Raw genomic sequence first — 22,286 nt, forward strand, 5'->3', positions numbered from 1 at the left:
GCTCTCCGAGCGCCGCCTCGTTGATGTCGGTCGCCAGCACCCGCGCACCGGCCGCCGCAAAGGCAAGCGCGCTCGCACGACCGATCCCCTGGCCGGCGGCCGTCACGACGACTCGTTTGTTTTGCAGAGACGGCATGACGGAAGGCTCCTCCTGCGTTGTCATGTTGTCAGACTTCTTTTGAAGCGCCGTCAATCTGACGCCGATTGATTGCGAGCGCAACCTCTCTCCGCGGATTTTCGGTACGGTTTTCGTGGAAAGCGTCTCGGGCCTTTTCCGGCCCGTGAACGAGGCTCTTGTCGAATGGGGTCAGGCGATGTCGAGCTTGTCCTTCGTCACAAGAGCGCCGTGGTGGCCGATGACCGCCGCTGCGACACGCGCGGCGAATTCCGCGGCGGCCCGCGCATTCCGGTCCTGGACATAGCGGGCGAGGAAGGAGCCGTTGAAGCTGTCGCCGGCACTCGTCGTATCGACGATTCTGCCGACCTTGGCCGCCGCGACGAACAGTGGTTGTTCGCCGGTCAGGCCGATCGTGATGCCATGCTCCCCGTCCTTGACGATCACGCCGTCGGCGCCGGCTTTCTGGTAGCGGGCGATCGTGGCAGCAGGATCCGCATCGCCGAAATGCGTCGCCTCGTCATCGAAGCTCGGCATGACGAGGCTTGCTGCTTTCGCGCCCGCGGTGATCGTCTCCAGCATTCGTTTCTTGTCCGACCAGAGGCGCGGGCGGATGTTGGGGTCGAAGACGATCAGCTTGCCGTCCTTCCTTGCCCTGTGCAGTTCGCCGAGGAGCCTCTCCGCCGCGTCCTCGGCGAGGATCGCCAGTGTGATGCCGGAAAAGGCGATGACGTCCGATTGGTCAAGGGTTTTGCGCAGGTGATCGGCGTCGTCGGCGAGCGCCTTGGCGGCCGAGGCCGAGCGCCAGTAGGAGAAGCTGCGCTCGCCGTTGTCGAGGTGAATCATATAGAGGCCGGGCGAACGTCCTTCGATCCGGCGGATCAAGCTCGTGCCGACGCCGGTGCCTTCCATGAAATGCAGCATCTCGTCCGAGATCTTGTCGGTGCCGACGGCGGTCAGATAGTCGACAGACCAGTCGGCGGGCAGGAAGAGGCGCGCGTAATAGGCCGTGTTGAACGTGTCGCCGGCGAAGCCCTTGCGCAGGAGGTCGCCTTCGGCCTGCATGAGTTCCACCATGCATTCACCGATCGACAGCATTCGTTTGGTCATTCGTCTCGCTCCCGTTGCGCTGCCTCGATATCGCAGGGAACGCGAGAATTGTCACCGTGCCTTCTGGTGACGGGGCGACTTGTGATCGCCCTGCCTCCCTCGATCACAGTTGCCGACAGTATTGTTCTCGCGTCACCTCGCGATGCTTGCGGTCACTAAGTATGCGTTGTTTCGACAATACCGGCCCGAAATTAACCCCGTTTTAGCCTTTTCTGGGTGTAGGCATAACCCGATATGCCTGTTGGTTAAGGAAGTGTTGCATTCATTCCGGCGCGGGTATTTGAGTTCGGCCATGTTCCTGTGAAAAGGTGAGCCGATATGTCTATTGATGATTTGAACGTTTCTTCGGTCGATGCGGAAAATGCACTGCTCGACGTGAGCTCGGAGATTCAGGACGAAAGTCAAGCGCGCGATCAGGCCGTGGCCGGAGTCGAGGTTGCCCAAGCGACCAACGAAGCAGCCCCGCCGAAGTCCGACCGGCTCCCCGCCGAGAACGCTCCGGTGGCCGAACTGCCCAAGGAAGTTGTGCCGGACCAGAACAACGTCGCCCGTCTGCCGGCGAATGTCACGGTCGACGAAATCCGCGTTGACGGCAACAACCTGATCCTCGTTCAGGCCGACGGGACGGAAATCACCATCGTCAACGGTGCCCTGCGCATCCCGACCTTCCTGATCGATGACGTCGAAGTTCCCCAGCAGGTAGTCCTGGCTGTCCTGGAACAGGACGGTATCGACGTTGCGGCCGGCCCGGACGGCAGCTACTCGGTTGCCGGCGCCGGTCCCGGCAGCTCGGGTGCCGAATTCGATGACGGTCTGCCCACTCCGGATCTCGGTCCCGGCCCGCTCGCTTCGCTGCTGGGCAATACCGAACTGACCTTCGATGCGTTTTCGAACATTGAAGAGTCGCGGGATCCGGTGCCGGAAATCGATGGCGTTACCGAGATTTCGCTCCTCGAAAACGCGGACATCAAAGGCGACTTCGAAAGCCAGGTCGTAAAGGGGCAATTCGGTTTCGACGGCGGCGGTGATGACGGCGTCATTACCTCGATCGCCTATGTCGAGACGCTGAACCGCGACGAAGCGGTCGCCGGCGCCGGCGCGGCGACTTCTCTCACGCATGGCGGTGTTCCGGTCCTCGTGACCGCCTCCGCCGACGGCCTGACGCTGACCGGTATGGCCGGCGACGTCGTGGTGTTCACCCTGACCGTCACCGACGTCGTCACGGGCGCCTTCACCTTTATCCAGTCCGCCTCGCTCGACCATCCGGATGTCGGTGAAACCGGCGTCGAGGACCTGCTGCGACTGCACTTCACCTTCACCGTGACCGACAACGACGGCGACACCGCCATCGGCGACGCCTTCGTCGACATCGGCGATGATGCGCCGGTCTTCGGCGAAGCTGACACCGGTGCCGTCGACGAGGACTATCTCTGGAACGGCAACGGCGATGAGACCGGTGGCGATACCGGCGGTGACGAACCCGCCGAGGAGTTGCGTCTGTTCGCTGACGAACCCAGCGATGGCACGACCACCAGCGGCAGCCTGAACATCGACTGGGGCGCCGACAACGGAAACGCCGTCGTTGACGGCGGCCAGACCGATGTTGCCAATGACCGCAGTGTGGTCTTTACCGCCGACACCATCGCACAGCTCGAAGCGCAAGGTTTGACCTCGGACGGTGTCGCGCTGACCTACAAGCTGTCTGACGACGGCACGACCCTTTACGCCTTCAAGGAGGGCAAGATCGAGCTGCCGCCGATCGGCGGCGAAGGCGCGCGGGTTCTCGAGGAGTCCCCGGTCGAGGGCTGGGTTTTCAAGGTTACGCTGTCGGATACCGGCAACGGTTCCTATGTCTTCGAACTCGACGGCAATCTCGATCATCCGGATTCCAGCGGTGAAGACGACCTCTCACTCGAGTTCAAGTTCACGGCGACTGACTCGGATGGGGATTCCGGTTCTTCGAGCTTCACGGTCAATGTAAACGACGACAGCCCGGTCGAAGGTGAGACGGCACTCCATAGCTTCAATGACGGTTTCGTTTCAGGTGATCCGACGACGACGGAGACGTTCTCTTCCGGTCCGATCAATATGCGCATCCCGGCTGTAGGCGATGCGGGACTGATCACGTCCACCATCGAAGTGCCGACGGGCGGCACGATTGTCGATGTAAACATTTCGATCAATCTCACTCACACCTTTATGGCCGATCTCGAGATCTTTCTGGTCGGGCCGGATGGCACCGAGGTGCGGCTGGTCAACGATGCAGGCAGCAGCGGCGACCCCAATGGCGTAATCACCTTCGATGACGAGGCCGCACAGTCCTTCAGCTCGGCTTCGGCACCGTTCTCGGGAACCTGGCGTCCCGTTATCGATCAGCTTTCGCTGCTCGATGGTAAGGACATGGCCGGAACCTGGACGCTGCGCATCAATGATGACGCTGCCGGTGACATCGGTACGCTCCGTGACTGGAGCCTGCAGATCGAGGCCGGTGCTGCGGGCCCGCTCGTCAACGCGATCGTCGACGAAAGCGATCTCTCCGTCCTGGGTGGTGACCTCGCCAATGGCAATGGTAGCGCCGGCGCAGGGGATAATGCCACCGCGACCGATGGCAGCCTCGATGCAGATGGCGATGCGACGACCGTCCATGGTCGCCTCGGGATTTCCTGGGGCTCCGATGACTCGAACACCGTCGTCGACGGTGGCACCTCGGTCGGCGACGGCGACCGCTCGGTCACCTTCGGTGCGACTGCCATCGCCTCGCTCGTCGCGCTTGGCCTGACTTCGCAGGGTGATGCGGTTACCTACACCTTGTCGGCGAACGGTGCCGTTATCACCGCGACTGCCGGCGAGCGCGTGGTGTTCACCGTATCGCTTTCTGACCAGGGCAGCGGTTCGTTCCGCTTCGATCTCAACGACGTGATCGACCATCCGGTCGGCGGTGGCGAGAACAACGTCATCCTGCCGTTCAGCTATACGGCGACCGACAGCGACGGTGACAGCTTCACCTCGTCTTTCAGCGTCGGCATCGACGACGACAGTCCGTATGTCGGTGAAAGCACGCGCGGTACCGTTGAAGACGAAGCCGTCAATGGCGGCAATGACGAGGCAGCCGATGAACTGTCCGCGGTCGCCACGGGCAGCCTTGCGATCCGCTGGGGCGCGGATGATGCCAACAACGGATCTGGCGGCCTCGGCGATCGTTCGGTCGCCTTCACCAATGCGACGGTTACCGTTGCAGGTGCTGCTGACGATGCGCTGAGCTCGCTCGGCCGCGCAGTCCACACCGCTACCCTGGAAGACGGCACGCTGGTTGGCTATGTCGGCGGCACGGCTCCGACTGCCGCGACCGGCGAGGGCTCCGCCAACGTTGTCTTCTACGCCACGCTCTCCGATGCCAGCAATCGCGGTTCATATTCCTTCACTCTGGTGCAGCCGCTCGATCATGCATCGGGCAGCGGCGAGAACACGCTGTCGCTGACGTTGAACTACACCGCGACTGACAGTGATGGCGACACCGCGACCGGAAGCTTCGTTGTCGACGTCGTCGACGATATCCCGGCACCGGGCGAAGCCGTTTCGGTGACGGTTGACGAAGATGACATCAACACCCTGCTGTCTTCGGGCAATCATCCGTTCGACGGCAGCGCCGATGGCTCGCAGACCACCTGGTACGGCGCAGCCACGGTTTCCGGTTCACTTGAATCGAGCGTTTCCTTCGGCTCCGACGGCCAGGCTGCCGGTGGCGGCTTCTCCTTCACTGCCAATGCCGTTGCGACGCTCAACGCCCTGAACCTGACGTCGAAGGGTGGCGCAGTCGTCTTCACGATCGTCGGCGACGCGATCGTCGGCTATGTGAACAACGCTTTTGGCGGATACCAGCCGGTGCTCGACCGTACCGTGCTGTCCCTGACGCTCGACCCCGAGACCGGCGAATTCATTTTCAATCAGTATGACCAGCTCGACCATGTCGCCGGCAACGGCGAGAACACGGCGCTTAAGAGCGGTTCTGGTTCCATCGCGGGTATCGATTTCGGTGCCGTCATCGAGGCTGCCGATGGCGACGGCGATGTGCTCAACCTTGCCGGCAAGCTGACGGTCACCGTCCGCGACGACATGCCGGAGACGACGATCACGCTTGATCGCACGGTCACGATCGACGAAACGATCCAGCGGCAGAATGACGATACCATCGACTCCGACGTCCGCAGGCTGTTCAACAGCGTTTCGAACAAGGGGTCGGACGGCGATCTGCAGGGTCCGATCTATGCGAGCGACGACGTAATCGATACCACCGTAAACGGCGGCGCGGACGACAACGTCACGACCAGCTTGACGCTGCGCATCGACAACGCCGCTTCCGGCCTCTTCACGACGGATGGCCAGCCGATCACCCTGTCGCTTGAAAATGGCATCGTGGTTGGCCGCATTCCGAGCGGCGTCGCGGCATTTGCCGTGACGATCGAGCCGAACGGACAGGTCAGCGTCGCGCAGTACCTGTCGCTGAAGCATGGCGACACCGCTTCCAACGACGAAGGCATCGACCTTTCGGGCAAGATCTCGGCGGTTCTGACCTCGACCGACTACGACGGCGATACCGTCGTGAAGTCCATTTCGATCGGTGGCCATGTCGTCTTTGAAGACGACGGTCCACGCTTTACCGGCAGCACCGTTTCCGTGACGTCCGACGAGGACGACATCCTGAACACGCTCTCTGTGGGCACCTCACCGAGCGATGGCAGCGCCGACGGCTCGCTTTCCCAGCATTCCTTCGTCGGCGAAGGTCTGGCCGCGACCGTCAGCGGTTCGCTGGCGCCTGTCGTAGCATTCGGTGCCGATGGTGCGGCAAGCGGTGGCGGCTTCTCGTTTGCTGCCAACGCAACGGCGATCCTTACCAATCTCGGCCTGACGTCTCAGGGTGGCGCGGTGGTCTTCGAGATCGTCAATGGCGCGATCCTCGGCTATGTCGATCTTCCCGGCCCGGGCTATCGTCCGGTCATGTCGCTCACGCTCAACCCGCAGACCGGCGAGTACACATTCCGTCAGTACGATCAGGTCGATCACGTCTCGGGCAACGGTGAAAATACCGCGCTGAAGACGGCAACCGGCTCGATTGCCGGCATCGACTTCGGTTCTGTCATCAACGCCACGGACGGCGACGGCGATGCGGTCAACCTTGCCGGCAAGTTCACTGTCACCATCCGCGACGACATGCCGGTCACGACGATCAGCGCCGTCGGGAGCGTCACGATCGACGAGACGGCCGACATCCAGAACAATGACACGACGGCTCCGGCCGTGGCCAACCTGTTCTCGGGCGTGACCACCAAGGGTACTGACGCCGACCTCGGCGGCCCGGTCTATGCAACGCGTGACGTCGTCGACACCACCCTCAGCGGTGGAACGGACGATAGCGTCACCACCAGCCTGACTCTGCGGATCGACAGCGCCGCTTCCGGCCTCTTCACCACCGATGGCCAGGCGATCACGCTTTCTCTCGAGAACGGTATCGTGGTCGGTCGCATTCCGGGTGGGGTTGCCGCTTTCGCGATTGCAATCGAGCCGAACGGCCAGGTCAGCGTCGCGCAGTATCTGTCGCTGAAGCAGGGCAATACCGGCTCCTACGACGAAGCGGTCAACCTCGCCAACAAGATCTCGGCTGTCTACACGGCGACCGACTATGACGGCGACGTCGTCGAGAAGTCGGTCTCGATCGGTGACAAGGTGATCTTCGAAGACGACGGTCCGAGCGTCAGCGCCAACACGCTTGTTCAACTGGACGAGGACGTTCGTTTCGGCGGTAATGCCGGCGGCAACGGCGATGACATCGACGGCGCGGCACTTACCGGCACTTTGGCGCACAACGGCGGCGCCGACGGCACTGCGTCCGTGCTGTGGTCTTCCGCCGGCCTGACGCTCCCCAGCGGCTTCTGGTACTCGGTGTCGGCTGACGCAAAGGTCATGACGATCACCCAGCTCCAGGGCGGCAGTTATGTCCCCGTCGTTACCGTAACGATCACGAACACGGCAACCGGTGCCTATTCGGTCTCCCAGGTTGCCCCGATCGACCATCCGCAGGGCACGATCCCCGGTACCGAAGACAATGTCCAGTTCACCGTTTCCTACCTCGTCAAGGACGGAGACAACGACCTTGCCACCGGGACGTTGAGCATCAATGTCGATGACGACACCCCGACGGTCGGCGCCAATCCGGTCATCCAGCTCGATGACGATGCGTTGCTGAACGGCATCGCAGGCGGCACGGGCGACGACGTTGAATCCGCCGTGCTCTCCGGCACGCTCGCGCACAGCGGCGGTGCCGACGGCACAGCCTCGGTCCTTTGGGCTCCGAACGGTCTGAGCCTGCCCTTCGGTTTCTGGTACGATCTGTCGGCCGACGGCAAGACGATGACCATCACCCAGTTGCAGGGTGGTGTTGCGGTTGCGGTCTTCAAGGCCGTCATTACCGATACCGCCACGGGTGCTTATGAGATCACCCAGCTTGCTACGGTGAAGCACAATACTTCGGGCACGGAAGACAACCTCGAGGTTTCGTTCCAGTACCGCGTCACGGACGGCGACAACGACGTCGCGACCGGTACGCTGACCGTCAACATGGACGATGACACGCCGGTTGCACGTGCTGAAACCGCGAAGGTGACGGAGGCCTCGCCGACCGTTTCGAACAATCTGATTTTTGCCTTCGACGTGTCGGGCAGCATGGGTGACGATGCCAACGGCGGCGCCCCTGGCAACGCCTCGCGCCTCGCTGTGGCGAAACAGGCTGCGATCAACCTGATCAATGCCTCCGACGCAGCTCAGGTTCTGATCGTCACCTTTGCCGACAATGCCAACACGTCGGTCTGGATGACCAAGCAACAGGCGCTGGACTTCATCAACGGCGGTTCCTTCCCCGGCCCGAACGGCGGTACGGAATACGGCAACCCGATTGCGGCCATCCAGGCGGCTTCCAATCCGCCGCCGGCCGGCACCACCTCCGTCTACTTCTTCTCGGACGGCGATGTCAGCGACAGCGATGATCTGACCACCGCCGAGCGTCAGGCATGGGAGAACTTCCTTGATGCCAACCACATCAAGTCCTATGCCGTCGGCGTGGGCACGGGTGTTGCCGTCAACGACAACGATCTGAAGGACGTCGCCCACCAGACCGGCGATCCGATCGTCATCACCACCGGCAACAATGCCACGCTTCTCGCAACGGCCGCGACCCCGCCGGCGGCGACCAGCGCCAGTGGCAATGTGCTGAGCAACGACGGCTTCGGTGCCGATGGCGGCCATATCGCCTCGATCACCGTCGACGGCGTGACCTATGCCTGGGATGGTGCGACCACCATCACCAAGTCGGGTGCCGCGACGGGTACGATCGTCGGAGCAGCACTCGATCTCGTGACGACGCTTGGCGGACACCTGACCTTCAACTTCGCAACCGGTGCCTGGACCTATGCTGCCCCGGCCGACGTGACGACCAACACGGCAGAGAACTTCGCCTATACTCTGGTAGACGGCGACGGCGACACGGCCGCCTCCAGCCTGCAGATCGCGATCGACGCGGTCAACGATGCTCCGGTCAATACGGTTCCGACCGCACAGACGGTTGCCGAGGATCAGATCCTGACCCTCAACGGCCTCACCGTCGGTGACGTCGATGCCAATGGCGGCAACCTCACGGTTACGCTGGAAGTCGATCACGGCAAGCTCAACCTCGTCACAGCGGCCGGTCTCACGGTTTCGGGCAACGGTACCGACACGATCACGGTGACCGGCACGGTTGCCGCCATCAATGCGGCCATCAATGGTCTCAAGTACCAGGGTCTGGCCAACTACAACGGCGCGGACCAGCTCAAGATCACGACGAGCGACAACGGCAACACCGGCCTCGGCGGCGTCAAGACCGACGTGGATACGGTCAACATCACCGTGTCGGCGGTCAACGATGCCCCGGTCATGAGCCCGGATACCCGTTCGGTCACCTTCACCGAAAACGGCAATGAAGCCCGGTTGTTCTCGAACGTTACGATCACCGATCCGGACAATCCGACAGACTTCGTCGGCGGCAGCGTCAGCATCTCGCTCGGCGCAACGGCAGTCGCCGGCGACCAGTTGGTTCTCGATGCTTTCGGCGTCCAGGTTTCCGGCAGCAATGTCCAGGTCTGGAACGGCTTCGGCTGGACCACGATCGGCCAGGTGACGAGCGGTGCTTTCGGCACCAGCGCCCTTGTCGTCACGTTCAACGCCAATGCTACGGCGGCGCGCGTCGAGACCCTGCTTGAAGCCGTGGCCTTCAAGTCGATCTCGGAAGATCCGACGGCTGCCACCCGCACCGCGACCGTCGTGTTCAACGACGGTGGCAATGACGGCAGCGGCGGTGCGCTCACCGACACATCGACGATCACGGTCAACGTCATACCGGTCAATGACGCGCCGGTCTTCGCCGGCAGCGACTATCGCTCGTTCTCTATCAACGAGAATACGACCGCGGTCGGCAGCGTGTCGGCCACGGACGTCGATGGCGGGGCGCTCACCTATTCGATCGTCAATACCGGTGGAACGGACTTCAACAAGTTCAACATCGATCCGGTGACCGGCGCCCTGACCTTCAAGGCTGCGCCTAACTACGAAAACCCGTCGGATATCGGCGGTTCAAACGGCAACAACATCTATGTGATCGACGTCAAGGTCAGCGATGGCAAGGGCGGCGAGGATATCCAGACCATCGAGGTCACGGTCAACAACGTCAACGAAGCGCCGGTTCTGACGCCCGCGACGGCTTCGGTTGCCTATACCGAGCAGCAGGCATCGGCGGTCAAGCTGATGAGCAATGCCAACCTGACCGATCCGGACAACCCGAGCGACTTCTCCGGCGGCAGCGTCAGCGTCTCGCTCGGCGCAACGGCAGTCCCGGGCGATAGCCTGGTGTTGGTGGCCGACAGCGGGATCCGTCTGGACGGCAACAATGTGCAGATCAAGACTGGCCCCCAGAGCTGGGCCTGGACGACGATCGGCCAGATTTCCGGCAATGGAAGTGGCACTATCACTGTCAGCCTGAACGGCAACGCGACGTCTTCACGTGTCGAGACCCTGCTCGAAGCCATCGCCTTCAACTCCACTTCGGACAACCCGACGAACGCTGCTCGCACTGCTACCGTCGTGTTCAACGACGGTGGCAATGACGGCACCGGCGGTGCGCTCACGGATACCTCGACGATCACGATCAACGTCACTCCGGTGAACGATGCGCCGTCGACGAACACCGTCACGGCTTCGGGCGCCGAAGATACGCTGATCAGTGTCACGCTGAGCGGCAGCGACGTGGACGGCACGGTCACCGGCTTCGTGGTGAAGACCCTGCCGTCGAACGGCACGCTTTACAGCGATGCCGCCGGAACCCAGGCGATTGCCCAGAACGCAACCGTCTCCGGAACGGTCTACTTCAAGCCCAGCGCCGACTACAACGGTACCGTATCGTTCACCTATGCAGCGAAGGACGACGGCAACCTCGCCGACCCGACGCCGGCGACCGCGACGATCACCGTCACGCCGGTGAACGACGCTCCGACGGCTGTCGACGACGTCCTGTCGCCGGTTGCCGAAGACAGCGGCGTGCGGACCATCAGCTTTGCCTCGCTGCTCGCCGGCGACGGCAAGGGTGCTGCCAATGAATCGGGCCAGTTGCTGACGATCACGGCGATCTCCGACGTGGTCGGTGGTACCGCGGTGATCAGCGGCACGAACATCCTGTTCACCCCGGCTGAGAACTTCAACGGCACGGCCTCGTTCAACTACACGGTCCGGGACAACGGCCAGACCAACGGCACGGACGACTTCAAGACCGATGTCGGTTCCGTCTCGTTCACGGTCACGCCGGTGAACGACAAGCCGGACACAAACCCGGCCACGGGTTCGGGCAACGAAGACAGCACCATTGCCGTCACGCTCTCGGGCGCCGACATCGACGGAACCGTCGCCGGTTACGTGATCAAGACCCTTCCGGCAAACGGCATCCTCTATGCCGATCAGGCCCTGACCACCGCGATCACCCTCGGCCAGCTTGTCAACGCATCGACCGTCTACTTCCGCCCGACCCTGGACTACAGCGGCGACGCGACCTTCCAGTATGCCGCGGTGGACAACGGCGGCGCGGAAGACGCAACGCCGGCCACGGCCTCGATCACCGTAACGCCGGTGGTCGATGGCTATTCGTTCGGGATCCAGCACTCGAACGGCGACGAGGATACGTCGATCCCGCTCCGTATCTGGGGCAGCCTCTATGACACCGATGGTTCCGAAACCCTGACGTTTACGATTTCCGACATTCCGGTTGGGGCCGTGCTTTCAGACGGTACCAACAGCTTTACGGCAATGCTCGGCAACACCAGCGTCAACATCGCCGGCTGGACACTGTCCACACTGGCAATCACGCCGCCGGTGAACTCCGACACGGACTTCTCCCTGAAGGTCACGGGAACCGTAACGGAAACGGCGAATGGTGACAGCATGTCGGGGGATCTCTACCTCAGTGTCAACGTTCAGGGCGTTGCCGATGCCCCGACTGTGACGGTCACGCCGGCAAGCGGCGACGAAGACACCGCCATCAGCCTGCAGTTCACAGGCGCTCTGACGGACATCGACGGTTCGGAAGCGCTGAGCTATTCGATCTCCGACATTCCGGTCGGGGCCCTCCTGTTCGACGGCACCAACTTCTTCCCCTCGATGACGGGTTCGACCAGCGTCAGCCTTGTCGGCTGGAACCTTGCCACGTTGAAGATCAGGCCGCCGGCGAATTCGGATGCAGACTTCTCGCTGACGGTTACCGCGACGTCGACCGAAGGTGTCGGTGGCGATACCGCGACAACCGTCGTCAGCCTGCCGGTCTCGGTCACCGCAGTCGCGGACGTACCCTCTACTGGATACCTGATCTCTCTTGCCGGGCAGGAAGATACGGCGATCCCGTTCAGGGTCTATGCTACGCTTCTCGACGGCGATGGATCCGAGACACTGGCCGTGTCGCTCTCCGGGATCCCGGACGGCGCCGTGGTTTCGGATGGAACGAATAGCTTCACCGCAACAGCGGGCTCGACTAGCATCGATCTCGCTGGCTGGAATCGCGACTCGCTCACCATCACCCCGCCGCTGAATATGAGTGGCACGATCAACCTGACGACCACGATCACAGCGACGGAATCGTCGAACGGCGATTTCGAGACGGTCAGCTACAGTATTCCGATCCCGGTCGCCGCGGTGAACGATGCGCCGACGATTACCGGCGATCTGGGCCTGGCCGTCAACGAAGGCGGCACGGTTCTTGTCACGGCGACAGACCTCGGCTTCACCGATGTCGATGACGTTCCGGCTGGCGTGACATTCACGGTCACGAACCCGGTCAACGGCACGGTCCTGGTCGACGGTATTGCCGCAGCGAGCTTTACTGGCGCCCAGCTCCAGTCCGGTCTCGTGAGCTTCCAGCACAATGGTTCCGAAACGAACTCGGGTTCGTTCGGTGTCAGCCTGGAAGACGGCAACGAGGATGGCTCGGCTCCGGCGACCGCGACGGTCAATGTTGCCGTCAGCCCCGTCAACGACGGTGCGGCCCCGATCACGGTTGCTGACATCACGCAGACGGCGACGGCTCCGAAGGTTGGAGATATCCTCCAGGTGACGCTCGGTGCAGATCCTGACGGTGCAAAGACCAACGTCGTTTACCATTGGTTGCGTGACGGCGTGGATACCGGCGCGACTGGTACCACCTATACGCTTGGTGCAGGGGATGCCGGTCATGTCATGTCGGTCCAGGCAACCTATACCGACGGCCAGAGCTTCAATGAAAGCGTGACCAGCGCGGCGACTGCGGCGGTGATAACAGCCAATGCGGCTCCGGTGGCTGTTGACGACAAGATCATCACCAACATGAGCAATTTCACGGTCCGTGATGCTGCTCTCTTGATGAATGACACGGATACGGAAGGCAATCCGCTTTCTATCACCAGCGTTACCGCGACGTCGCCCTCAGACGCTGCCGATCATCTGGGCACCAACACAACCTTCCATGACAACGGCTTGTGGGACGGTTCGTTCAACTACACCGTCACGGACGGAACGTCTTCCGATAGCGGTGCCGTGACGGTCGATTACCAGAACACTGCGAATCTGTTGGGAACATCTGCGAATGAAATCCTGATTGGTAGTGCCAACCAGGACACCCTGAGAGGCAACGGCGGTCGGGACCAGCTGTATGGCGGCAGTGGTGGAGATGTTCTCTACGGCGACCAGGACGACCTTATCCTGGACGGCGGCAATGGTAATACAGACGAACTGCGTCTCGGCGCCAACTTCACCAGTTCCAGCGATGGGCAGATTGTCGATATCGAGTTTGTGACGTTAACTTCGGGTGCAACAGTTGATCTTTCCAACCAGACGGATGGGTTCTACATCACAGGCACCAACGTGGCGGACACGATCATCGGCTCTTCCGGTGATAATACCATCGTCGGTGGCGATGGTGCTGATACGATTAGGGGTGGCGCAGGAAACGATTACCTTTATGGAAGCGGCGGTGCGGACACTTTTGTCTGGGGGACGGAGACAGCAAGTTCGGACAATGCCGACACAATCTATGACTACAATTACAGCAGCACGGGCTCGTCGAGCGACAAGATTGACCTGAACAATCTCATCTCCTCCTTCGCTGGCAGTGTCAGTAACTACGTCAGGGTCACCAACTCGGGCAGCAATCTGCTTGTTCAGGTCGACATGAACGGCTCGGCTTCGGGTGGGGCGGGTTGGACGACCGTCTATACGCTTTCGGGCAAAAACGGCTTCGGAAACGACTATGTGCGGATCTCCGTTGGTGGAAACGACTACGTCGTGACGGTTCCCTCCATCGGTAACAGCACCTTCACTTTGACCACCGACCCCATCGTCCTCGATCTCGACCACAACGGCTTCACCTTCTCGTCGATCGGTGACGGTGTTGCCTTCGACATCGATGCCGACGGGGACAAGGATCAGATCGCCTGGACCAGCGACGACGGCATTCTCGCCTATGACGTGGATGGCGACGGCGTGATCGACAACGGTTCGGAGATCTTTACGCCGAGCTTCGACGGCGGGAGCCATGCAAGCGGGATCGCGGCACTCGCCACGCTCGACAGCAATGGCGACGGCAAGATCGATGCGGACGACACGGCCTTCTCCAGCCTGTCGATCTGGATCGACAGCGACAATGACGGCATCAGCGATGCCGGCGAGCTGTCGAGCCTCACCGACCACGGCGTTTCGAGCATCTCGCTCGGCGCGACCACCGTCAGCGGCAGCGAGGACGGCCAGACCGTGTTCTCTGAAGGCACCTTCACCTTCGAGGACGGCACGACCGGCACCTATGTCGAGGTCGGTTTCGACACGATCTCGAACGACGGTGCGACTGATGTCACCACGCTCATCGGCACCGACGGCGACGACATCCTCGCCAGTGCGCTCGGTCAGACGATCATGACCGGCGGGGCAGGGGCCGACACCTTCGTGCTCGACACCGACGCGCTCCACGGCATCGCGGTCGCCGACGTGATCACGGACTACAGTGCCGACGAGGGCGACACGCTCGACATCACGTCTCTGCTCGACAGCCTGCTGGGCGAGCAGGCGAGCGAGGCGGATGCGCTGGCAGCCGTTAAGACGACCGTCGTCGGTTCCGACACCGTGGTCAGCGTCGGTGCCAACAACGAATGGCACGACGTCGCAGTCCTCCAGAACTACACCTCGGTGGTCAAGGTGCTGTTCGACGACGAGCACCACCAGACGAACGTCACGCACACGTCCTGAGTGATCTCGGTTTCACTGGACTGAAAGCACAAAGACCCGGCGACGATGTCGCCGGGTCTTTCGTTTGGAAACAGATGGTTGGGGTCGCGCTCACGGTGGGAGTGCGGACGGGCGCCAGGTCGCCGCTACGGACGGTGCGTCAATGCTTTTCAGCTTGTGGTTGTTGGTCATTGCTTCACCTTTCCCGGCCAAGACCGGGTGAGTGTCACTTGAATACAACTCCCCGAAAATTGGACTGGTCAAAGTTGTACGGACCCAAAAATGGTCGAATGATTATTCCGGGTGCTGATCTATAACCACTCTGGAATTTAACCTTGTTCAGGAATTGGCCTTCAAACGGGGGACAAAGAACTGGACAAGGACATCCTGCTTGCTTAATGAAATGATAACGGCTTAATCTGGTCGTGTTGCATAAGCAATTGGGGTGGGTCCTTAGATCGAAAGTGGAGCTTGGCGAAGGCGCACAGGGGTGTGAAGCTTTCGGTTGAGCTTTTGCGAATTTAGCGACTGGCCGAAATAATTCTATGCTCGTGCTGCGTGCTGGAAAAATGGGGATAATCTGGTGAACAAGAAGAGCCGAGTATACGTTGCATTGTCTGCAGCCGTCGCCCTGAGCTTGTTGGGTGGAAGTTACTCCAGTGCCACGACGCTCAAGCAGGCGATCGACAAGACGCTGAAGACCAATCCGCAAATTCTTCAGGCTGCGAAAAATCGCGAGGCGGTCGAGTTCGAGCTGCGCCAGGCGCGCGGTCTCTATCTCCCGTCCGTCGATCTTGAGGCCGGCGTCGGCCGCCGGAGGCTTGCCAGTCCCTCCTCGGGCGGACTGACCTCCGATCACGACGATCTGAAGCCGTCCGACGTCAGCCTGACGATCACGCAGACGCTGTTCGATGGTGGGGCGCGCCGCTCCGAAGTGGAAAAGCAGGCGTCCCGCGTCGACGGTGCTTCGTTCCGTGTCGTAGAACGTTCGGAATCGCTCGCCCTCGAAGTGGTGCAGAGCTATCTCGAATACATCCTGCAGACGGAAATCGTCGCGGCTGCCGCGCAGAACCGCAATTTCCACCAGCAGATGCTGTCCGACATCAACGAAGGCATCAAGGGCGGTGCGCTGACCGACGCGGACAGCCTGCAGGGCCGCGAACGTCTGGAAGCTGCGAAGGCGCGCCTGGTCGAGGCGAACCAGGAGCTGGAGCAGACCAAGATCCGCTATCTCGCCGTGGTCGGCGAGCCGATCGCCAATCCGCAGGTTCCGGGCTCCGTTGCCAAGGCGTTGCCGCGCACGCTGGACGATGCGATCGTCATCGCCGCCAAGAACAGCCCGCGCATCTTCTCGGCCAATGCCGACATCGATGCGGCTGATGCCGACGTCAAGGGCTCCCGCGCGAACTATCTGCCGAAGGTGAACTTCGAAGTCAGCGCCTCTACCGGCAACGACATCAACGGTGACTACGGCAACACCAACGACGTTCAGGCCCGTGTGGTCGCTCGCTGGAACCTCTTCCGCGGCGGCATCGACACTGCGCGCGAGCAGGAACAGATCCGCCGCGCCAGCGAGCAGCGCTACAACCTTGCCCAGACCCACCGCGAAGTCGAAGAGGCTGTGCGGTCGGCCTGGAACGAACGCAAGAACCGTTCGGAACTCGCCGGTACGCTCGGCCAGCAGTCGTCGACCAACGCCCAGCTCGTTTCGTCCTATCGCGAGCAGTTCAAGGTTGGCCAGCGGTCGCTCCTCGATGTTCTCGATGCGCAGAACACGCGCTTCAATACCAGTGTCCTGGCCCAGACCGCCCGCTTTGCGGCTCTCTTCGCCGAGTACAAAATCCTGGCCGCTTCCGGCAATCTCGTGAAGACGATGAACCTGAAGCCGATCGAACAGGGTGAAGGCTACGCACGGCAGGAATTCTCCGTCCCGGCGACCGCGGCGCAGCCGCAGTATGTCGAGGTCGATTCCCGCCAGAGCGCTGGCGTTCCCTTCGATCTACTCGCGCCAATCAGGTCTCAGTAACCTACCGGTCGCATAGCGATGTTGGACATAGTTTCGGAAAGCCCTACCGCGGTACCGCTGCGGACCTTCAGGGCTGCCTTCAAATCAGTGGCAGCATACTATGGCCGCCCAACATCGGACACTGTGCTCTTCTCGGGTTTGCCCGATGAACTGACTGAATCGCTCGACATTGATGATGTCGAGCGATTGGCTGAACGCATAGGTCTGCAGACCCAGAAGATTTCCGAGCGTGATTGCCGGACGGGCAATTTCGAGTGCCCGGCAATCGTCGTGTTTCCCGAGGGGCGTATCCTTGCTGTCCTGGAACGGGACGAGAGTGGCACCTGTCTTCTCGATGTCGTCGCAAAGGACGGAACGCCGATCCGGCTGTCGCCGGAGCAGTTTCTCAAGCTCCAGCCAAAGGCCGCCTTCAGCTTCACGCTCTTCTACATGAATGCCTCGGAAGAGGCACTCGTCGGAACCGCGGTCGAGATCGAGAAGCGGCACTGGCTGGCGACGACTCTCGTCCCCTATTGGCGGACCTATGTGCGAGTCATCGTGGCGGCGCTGTTCATCAACGTGATTGCGCTGGCGACGCCGCTCTTCACCATGAACGTCTATGACCGGGTGCTGCCGAACAAGGCCATCCCGACACTCTGGGTGCTCGCTTTCGGCGTGCTGCTCGCCTACACCTTCGACTTCCTTCTCAAGACGGCGCGCGCGACGCTGATCGATTATGCGGGTCGCAAGGCGGACCTGCGCCTGTCGCAGCTGATCTTTGACAAGGTCCTGAACTCGACACTCGCCTCCCGGCCGATGTCGACCGGCGAGTACGCGAACCGCATCACCCAATACGAGTTCGTCCGCGAGTTCTTCACCTCGAACACCATCGGCGTGGCGATCGATAGCGCCTTCGTGTTCGTCTTCCTGTTCGTCATCTATCTGATCGCCGGCTGGCTTGTGGTCATTCCGGCTGTTTCCTTCCTCCTGACGGTCGGCGTCGGCCTGATTGCCCAGGCGCAGATCGGCAAGAGCATGGCGACGGCGGCGAACGAGGCGTCACGCCGACAGTCGCTGCTGGTCGAGACGATCTCCACCATCGAAACGGTGAAGAGCCTCGGTGCCGAAGCCGGCATGCTGCGTCGCTGGCAGGAGCTGACCAAGAATTCGAGCCGCACCAGCGAGCACATCAAGCACATCTCGTCGAACGCGGTAAACTGGACGACCTTCATCCAGCAGGCGGCCGGAACGCTGATCGTCGTGGCCGGTGCCTACGAATTTGCTGCCGGCAATATCGCCATGGGTGCGATCATCGCGGCGGTCATGCTGTCCGGGCGGGCCGGTGCCCCTCTTGGTCAGGTCGCCATGACGCTTGCCCGCTTCCGTCAGGCGACCATGTCGCTGCGCATCCTCGATAAGATCATGGAACAGCCGGACGACCGGCCCTCGACGGCCGGTTTCGTCAATCGCCAGATCCACACCGGCGCCTTCAGCTTCGAGAATGTCAGCTTCCAGTATCCGGGCTCCGATTTCCCGGTGATCAACGGTCTGTCCTTTTCGGTAAAGCCCGGTGAGAAGGTCGGCATCATCGGCCGCATCGGCTCGGGCAAGACCACGATCGGCCGGTTGCTGGACGGGCTCTACCTCCCGACCTCCGGTCGCGTGCTGATCGATGGCGTCGATATCCGGCAGTACCACATGGCGGAAGTCCGGGCGGCGGTGGCGATTGCCGGCCAGTCGTCCGAACTGTTCTCGGGCACGGTCAAGGAGAACCTCCTGATTGGGCGGGCCGACGCGACCGACGACGAGTTGCTCGAAGTTGCCAAGATGACGGGCGTCGATCTCTTCGTCGCCAACCATCCGCGCGGCTTCGACATGCCGGTCGGTGAACGCGGCAGCAATCTGTCCAACGGACAGAAGCAGGCACTCACGATCGCCCGCCTTCTGCTCGTCCGTCCGAAGATCGTCTTCCTCGATGAGCCTTCGGGCGCCATGGACATGGCCAGCGAGCGCCATCTGATCAATCGGCTCAACAATGCGTTCGGTCCCGAGACGACCCTGCTGATCGCCACGCACCGTCACAGCATGCTTGAGCTGGTCGATCGGTTAATCGTGATCGACAAGGGTCGTATCGTGGCCGACGGCCCGAAGAAGGCAGTTATCGAGGCCATGCAGCGTGGAAGGACGGAGCCGGCATGAGCGCCTTCGTCGCCACCCCCAACATCGACCATCCGCCGCTCTTCGCGCGCGCGATCCTCGGGCTTTCCGCAGCCTGCATCTTCTGTTTCATCCTCTGGGCGGCAATCGCCGAGATCGATGAGATTGCGCGCGGCGAAGGCAAGGTCATCCCCGTCTCCAAGACGCAGATCGTCCAGACCTCGGAAGCGGGTATCGTTCAAGACATAGCCGTCAGCCTGGGGCAGGTGGTTCACAAGGGGCAGCTGCTGGTACAGCTGCAGAACATCACCACGGAATCGACGCTGGGCGAGTCGGTCGCGAAGGCGCGGGCCCTTGGCGCCAAGGTGGCGCGGCTCACTCTGGAAGAGGCCGGCGATTACACGTCGCCTTTCGTCTGTCCGGCTGATGTCCTTTCTGTTGCAAAGGCCGTCTGCGACAACGAACAGAAGCTGCTGGATGCCAACCGGGCGAGCTATTACACGAAGAGCAGCGTGCTGGAGGAGCGCACCAAGCAGAAGCTCAACGAGCTCAGTGAGGCGCATGCCAATATTGCCCGTCTCCAGGAAAACATTGCAGGCGCCGAAAGGCAACGCGACCTCGTGGAGCCGCTGGCCAAGAAGAAGCTCGTCGCCGAAACCGAGCTGCTCAGCATCCAGCGCGAACTCGCCGACCAGCAGGGCCAGTTGAAGGTCTATGAGGAGAGCGTCGAACGGCTCAAGGCCGCCGTTGAAGAGGCGAAGCTTTTGACCAAGGACGCTTCGATCGAACTCCAGCAGCAGGCGCTTGCCGAAAAGGCACAGACGCTCGCCGAGCTTTCGGTCGTCGAGGAGACCATCCGCGGCGCGACCGACCGGGTCAAGCGCACCGACATCCGCTCGCCCGTCGACGGCATCGTCAACACGCTCGACATCAACACCATCGGCGCCTATGTCGATCCGGGCAGCGTGATTGCTGGCGTCGTTCCGACGGCGGATACGCTGCTCATCGAGGCCCGGATCTCGCCGCGCGACGTTGCTTTCGTCCGGCGTGGCCAGAAGGCGGTGGTCAAGGTCACGGCCTATGACTTCTCGATCTTCGGTGGCCTCGAGGGGGAGGTCGCCAATATTTCCGCCGACAGTCTGGTCGAGAAGGAAAAGGGTGAAACCTATTATCTCGTCCAGGTGAAGACCGACCGTTCCGACCTGGTGCGCAACGGCAAGTCCTATCCGATCATGCCAGGCATGGTCGCCTCCGTCGAGATCATGACGGGCCGCAAGACCATCCTCAGCTATCTCCTCAAGCCGATCAACAGGGCGCGCGCCGAAGCGCTGACGGAGCGCTGAGATGGCCACGGACGAAGTTGTCCCGACACTTGAGATGCCGCCGGTCTCGCAGGCCATTGAGCTCAATGATCGTCTGCCGACAATCGATGCTTCTGACATCGAACCGCATTTCCGTGCTGTTGCCGCGCGGGCGGGTGAACGGCGTGGCATCCGCCTTGAACGCATCTATTGGGAAGGGCTTCGCCGCATCTCGACCGAGTCCGGGATGACGACCGCGGACATCGTGCAGCGCGCGGCGACGCAGGTTCCGGAATCGGCGAACCTCGCCTCGCTTCTGCGCGTCATCAGCTTCAAGTGGGCGCTGCGTCGGCTGACGCAGCTGGAGGAGAAGACCTCGCTCAACAACCTCAATGCGATCGTCCAGGCATCGCCAGCTCCGACCATCGTGATGACGCGCGAGCGCAAGATCCTGCTGTTCAACGATCCGTTCCTGTCGATGCTGCGCAACCGCTTCTCGCTCGGTGAAGTGCAGCAGCTGGCGCGCGGCCTGAAATTCCTGATCGATACCCATGTCGACGAGGCGCTGGACACTTTCGAGCGAAACCAGGGCACCATCATCAAGACCAGCTTCACGGTCAGCCTGAACCTGCAGTCCATGCGCGGCAAGATCAACATCGCGCCGGCGCCGAGCCACGAGAAGTCTATGCTGATCGGCTACGTCTCAGGCTTCTGATCTGCGCCGCAATCAGTTCACGTGAATGACTCAGGTAACGAAAAACGGCCCGCATGACATGCGAACCGCTATCCGCCCGGACACTGTGGTGACTGGCCGGAGGGACAATTCCGGCCAGTTCACGCATGCCTCAGAGAAGGGGACCTTCGCCCGGCGCGATCTTGTCGATCGGTGTGGCTGCCCCTGCAACCAGCTTGCGGCTTGCGACACGCTGGCCGTGGAAGAAGCCACGACCATCGACGATCGAGTAGAGGGGCAGATAGTCGGGAAGCTTGGCGTCGGCCAGGACTTCGTCCCGCATGTTGTCGAGGATGTAGTAGGTGTCGCCGACGGAGACCGAGAGGACTGCGTGGTAGAACTCGCGGCGCTGGTCGTAGAGGATGACGAGTGCCATATCGTCCAGGCTGGTGCCTGCGGCGTGAAGTGCTGCCATCTTCAGGATGGCGAAGTCTTCGCAGTCGCCAGCCTGGCGGGCGATCGTCTCGCTCGGCTTGGCCCAGCGATCGGCGGTCCTGTAGAGATCCTTGTCGCGGCGGTACTGGATCGACCGGTTCACGGTGGCGTTGATCGCGTTCAGCCGATCACGGATGGACGACTGGGCCGTTCGGGAGAAGGACGCCTTGATCGCATTCGCGGCGGCATTGCAGGCGCTGGCCTTGCAATCGAAGGCTTCGCCACCGGCCATCTCGTCGAGCGAGGGGGCGAACTTCTTCAGGGCGCCAAGGCGCTTCATCGGGAAGGCAACGGTGTCGAAGACGGCGCCGGAGGTCGTGGATGCTTTCACGGAAGGCTTCCGTGCCGGTGCGATGGCTGCGGTCTCCACAGGCCGCGTCGCTGGAACGGCCATGATCGGCCTGTCCGAGATCGAGCCGGTCTGGATGCTGGCATCAGGCCCCGTCGCCACAGGAACCGGCCCCGCCGGCAACAGTGCGGTGAGGACCGCGGCCACCGAGCGGAACGACGGTGTCACGATATTGGACAGGATGATGTAGGGCGCGTTATTAGTATTATTTAGTTCAAATCCAATGTAACTTTCGAAGCTTGATGCATTTGCAGCGGTTGTTCCGAAAA

9 protein-coding genes are annotated in these 22,286 nt (G+C 61.7%); 6 read left to right on the plus strand and 3 right to left on the minus strand.

Going from position 1 to position 22,286, the window contains the following annotated elements; all coding sequences use genetic code 11:
* Together ACX93L_RS00005 and ACX93L_RS00010 are read right to left on the minus strand one after the other, a co-directional pair.
* Window positions 1–136, minus strand: a 136-nt coding sequence (locus ACX93L_RS00005) for an SDR family NAD(P)-dependent oxidoreductase (protein WP_459404111.1), incomplete at its 3' end; no start/stop codon positions are given.
* A 171-nt stretch (window positions 137–307) separates the two neighbouring features.
* Window positions 308–1,225, minus strand: coding sequence for a sugar kinase (locus ACX93L_RS00010; RefSeq protein WP_459402942.1), 918 nt, complete (start codon window positions 1,223–1,225; stop codon window positions 308–310).
* 318 nt (window positions 1,226–1,543) lie between these two features.
* Here ACX93L_RS00010 and ACX93L_RS00015 point away from each other — a divergent pair, with 318 nt between their 5' ends.
* The 5 genes from ACX93L_RS00015 (at window position 1,544) to ACX93L_RS00035 (ending at window position 21,215) form a co-directional block, all read left to right on the plus strand.
* Window positions 1,544–15,058: a beta strand repeat-containing protein gene (locus tag ACX93L_RS00015; RefSeq protein WP_459402943.1), complete on the plus strand. Its 13,515-nt coding sequence runs from the start codon at window positions 1,544–1,546 to the stop codon at window positions 15,056–15,058.
* Between the two features lie 562 nt (window positions 15,059–15,620).
* A complete protein-coding gene (locus tag ACX93L_RS00020) occupies window positions 15,621–17,063 on the plus strand; it encodes a TolC family outer membrane protein (RefSeq protein ID WP_459402944.1) in 1,443 nt (480 codons plus the stop codon).
* Between the two features lie 18 nt (window positions 17,064–17,081).
* A complete protein-coding gene (locus ACX93L_RS00025) occupies window positions 17,082–19,241 on the plus strand; it encodes a type I secretion system permease/ATPase (RefSeq protein ID WP_459402945.1) in 2,160 nt (719 codons plus the stop codon).
* Entirely contained in the window at window positions 19,238–20,542 is a 1,305-nt protein-coding gene (locus tag ACX93L_RS00030; protein WP_459402946.1) for an HlyD family type I secretion periplasmic adaptor subunit, read from the plus strand. Before ACX93L_RS00025 ends, ACX93L_RS00030 begins: the two co-directional genes overlap by 4 nt.
* Before the next feature lies 1 nt (window position 20,543).
* The gene (locus ACX93L_RS00035) at window positions 20,544–21,215 is read left to right on the plus strand and encodes a ribbon-helix-helix domain-containing protein (RefSeq protein ID WP_459402947.1); all 672 of its coding nucleotides are present in this window, start codon (window positions 20,544–20,546) and stop codon (window positions 21,213–21,215) included.
* 130 nt (window positions 21,216–21,345) lie between these two features.
* Here the strand turns inward: ACX93L_RS00035 and ACX93L_RS00040 are convergent, their stop codons facing one another.
* Window positions 21,346–21,999: a transglutaminase-like cysteine peptidase gene (locus ACX93L_RS00040; RefSeq protein WP_459402948.1), complete on the minus strand. Its 654-nt coding sequence runs from the start codon at window positions 21,997–21,999 to the stop codon at window positions 21,346–21,348.
* Between ACX93L_RS00040 and ACX93L_RS00045 the strand changes: the two genes are divergently transcribed.
* A complete protein-coding gene (locus ACX93L_RS00045) occupies window positions 21,986–22,207 on the plus strand; it encodes a hypothetical protein (protein ID WP_459402949.1) in 222 nt (73 codons plus the stop codon). The two genes, ACX93L_RS00040 and ACX93L_RS00045, sit on opposite strands and share 14 nt — an antisense overlap.
* Window positions 22,208–22,286 lie beyond the last annotated feature (79 nt).

This window comes from Rhizobium sp. CAU 1783 (assembly GCF_054551725.1).